Source organism: Zunongwangia pacifica (assembly GCF_023499215.1).
GTDB lineage: Bacteria > Bacteroidota > Bacteroidia > Flavobacteriales > Flavobacteriaceae > Zunongwangia > Zunongwangia pacifica.
On the sequence record NZ_JAKHSK010000081.1, the window covers coordinates 1 to 2,894 of the forward strand.

Annotated in this window: 1 rRNA gene; it reads right to left on the reverse strand. The window is 49.5% G+C overall.

Annotation, left to right across the window (positions count from 1 at the left end):
- Positions 1–9: 9 nt before the first annotated feature.
- Positions 10–2,842, reverse strand: a 23S ribosomal RNA gene (locus L1967_RS22045).
- Positions 2,843–2,894 lie beyond the last annotated feature (52 nt).

Genomic DNA, 2,894 nt, shown 5'->3' on the forward strand with positions numbered 1-2,894 from the left:
GGGGAACGTTGCATCAAGCTATACGGATTATTAGTACTACTCGGCTATGACATTACTGCCTTTACACCTGTAGCCTATCAACGTGGTCGTCTCCCACGGTCCTTTAAAGAAATCTCATCTTGTGGTGGGTTTCGCGCTTATATGCTTTCAGCGCTTATCCCTTCCCAACGTAGCTACTCTGCAGTGCTCCTGGCGGAACAACAGATACACCAGAGGTTGGTCCAACTCGGTCCTCTCGTACTAGAGTCAGGTCCACTCAAATTTCTAACGCCCACTACAGATAGAGACCGAACTGTCTCACGACGTTCTGAACCCAGCTCGCGTGCCACTTTAATGGGCGAACAGCCCAACCCTTGGGACCTTCTCCAGCCCCAGGATGTGACGAGCCGACATCGAGGTGCCAAACCCCCCCGTCGATGTGAGCTCTTGGGGGAGATCAGCCTGTTATCCCCGGCGTACCTTTTATCCTTTGAGCGATGGCCCTTCCATGCGGCGCCACCGGATCACTATGCTCTACTTTCGTACCTGATCGACTTGTAGGTCTCTCAGTCAAGCTCCCTTATGCCATTGCACTCTACGCACGGTTACCAAGCGTGCTGAGGGAACCTTTAGAAGCCTCCGTTACTCTTTTGGAGGCGACCACCCCAGTCAAACTACCCACCAAGCACTGTCCTTCTTATCGAAGTTAGGCTTCAAACAAGTAAAGGGTGGTATTTCAACAATGACTCCACAACGCCTGGCGACGCTGCTTCAATGTCTCCCACCTATCCTACACATCACTTGTCCAAAGTCAATACTAAGCTATAGTAAAGGTGCACGGGGTCTTTTCGTCCCGTAGCGGGTAATCGGCATCTTCACCGATACTACAATTTCACCGAGCTCATGGCTGAGACAGTGTCCAGATCGTTGCACCATTCGTGCAGGTCGGAACTTACCCGACAAGGAATTTCGCTACCTTAGGACCGTTATAGTTACGGCCGCCGTTTACCGGGGCTTCAATTCAATGCTTCGCAATAGCTAACATCTCCTCTTAACCTTCCGGCACCGGGCAGGTGTCAGACCCTATACATCATCTTTCGATTTAGCAGAGTCCTGTGTTTTTGATAAACAGTCGCCTGGACCTTTTCACTGCGGCCCACATTGCTGTGGGCGACCCTTCTCCCGAAGTTACGGGCCTATTTTGCCTAGTTCCTTAGCCATGAATCTCTCGAGCACCTTAGAATTCTCATCCCAACTACCTGTGTCGGTTTACGGTACGGGTTGCCTCCACTCGCTTTTCTTGGAAGTCGATCCGCTGGATTATCACGCCGGCCGTAGCTTTTGTGTACTATCGGGGTGTTACCACTCCCTTCAACGTACTATTCCGTCAGTACGCACCAACTTTTCGCCTCCGTCCGCTTTAACGTGGGGCAAGTAGCAGAATATTAACTGCTTGGCCATCGACTACCCCTTTCGGGTTCGCCTTAGGACCCGACTAACCCTCAGCTGATTAGCATAGCTGAGGAAACCTTGGTCTTTCGGTGTGCGGGTTTCTCGCCCGCATTATCGTTACTTATGCCTACATTTTCTTTTGTAACCACTCCAATGTACCTCGCAATACACCTTCTACGTTGTTACAATGCTCCCCTACCACTCACAACTCTCGTTGTAAATCCATAGCTTCGGTAATATGTTTATGCCCGATTATTATCCATGCCGAACCGCTCGACTAGTGAGCTGTTACGCACTCTTTAAATGAATGGCTGCTTCCAAGCCAACATCCTAGCTGTCTAAGCAGTTCAACCGCGTTTTTTCAACTTAACATATATTTGGGGACCTTAGCTGATGGTCTGGGTTCTTTCCCTCTCGGACACGGACCTTAGCACCCATGCCCTCACTGATATAAAGCATTTTATAGCATTCGGAGTTTGTCAGGAATTGGTAGGCGGTGAAGCCCCCGCATCCAATCAGTAGCTCTACCTCTATAAAACTATTATACCGCTGCACCTAAATGCATTTCGGGGAGTACGAGCTATTTCCGAGTTTGATTGGCCTTTCACCCCTACCCTCAGGTCATCCCAAGACTTTTCAACGTCAACGGGTTCGGTCCTCCACTTTGGGTTAACAAAGCTTCAACCTGCCCAAGGGTAGATCACACGGTTTCGCGTCTACCATGACCAACTAATGCGCCCTATTCAGACTCGCTTTCGCTACGGCTCCACACCTGAAGTGCTTAACCTTGCTGGTAACGGTAACTCGTAGGCTCATTATGCAAAAGGCACGCCGTCACCCCAAAGGGCTCCGACCGCTTGTAAGCGTATGGTTTCAGGATCTATTTCACTCCCTTGTTCAGGGTTCTTTTCACCTTTCCCTCACGGTACTGGTTCACTATCGGTCTCTCAGGAGTATTTAGCCTTGGCGGATGGTCCCGCCGGATTCATACAGGGTTTCACGTGCCCCGCACTACTCAGGATACCACTATCAATAACATTTATTACCTATACGGGACTATCACCCTCTATGGTCCCTCTTTCCAAAGGGTTCTAATTCTATCTGCATCGAATATCGTGGTCCTACAACCCCATATAGTCCGTAAACTATATGGTTTGGGCTAATACGCGTTCGCTCGCCGCTACTAGCGTAATCACTTTTGTTTTCTCTTCCTCCGGGTACTTAGATGTTTCAGTTCTCCGGGTTCGCCTCCTTAAAGGATACTATATCTTCAATATAGTGGGTTGCCCCATTCGGATATCTGCGGATCAATTTGTATGTGCCAATCCCCGCAGCTTTTCGCAGCTTATCACGTCCTTCTTCGCCTCTGAGAGCCTAGGCATTCCCCATACGCCCTTAATAAGCTTGTATGCTTTTTACCTAATATGCTCGCACAACCATCTCGCGATGGTCGTTAACTTTTT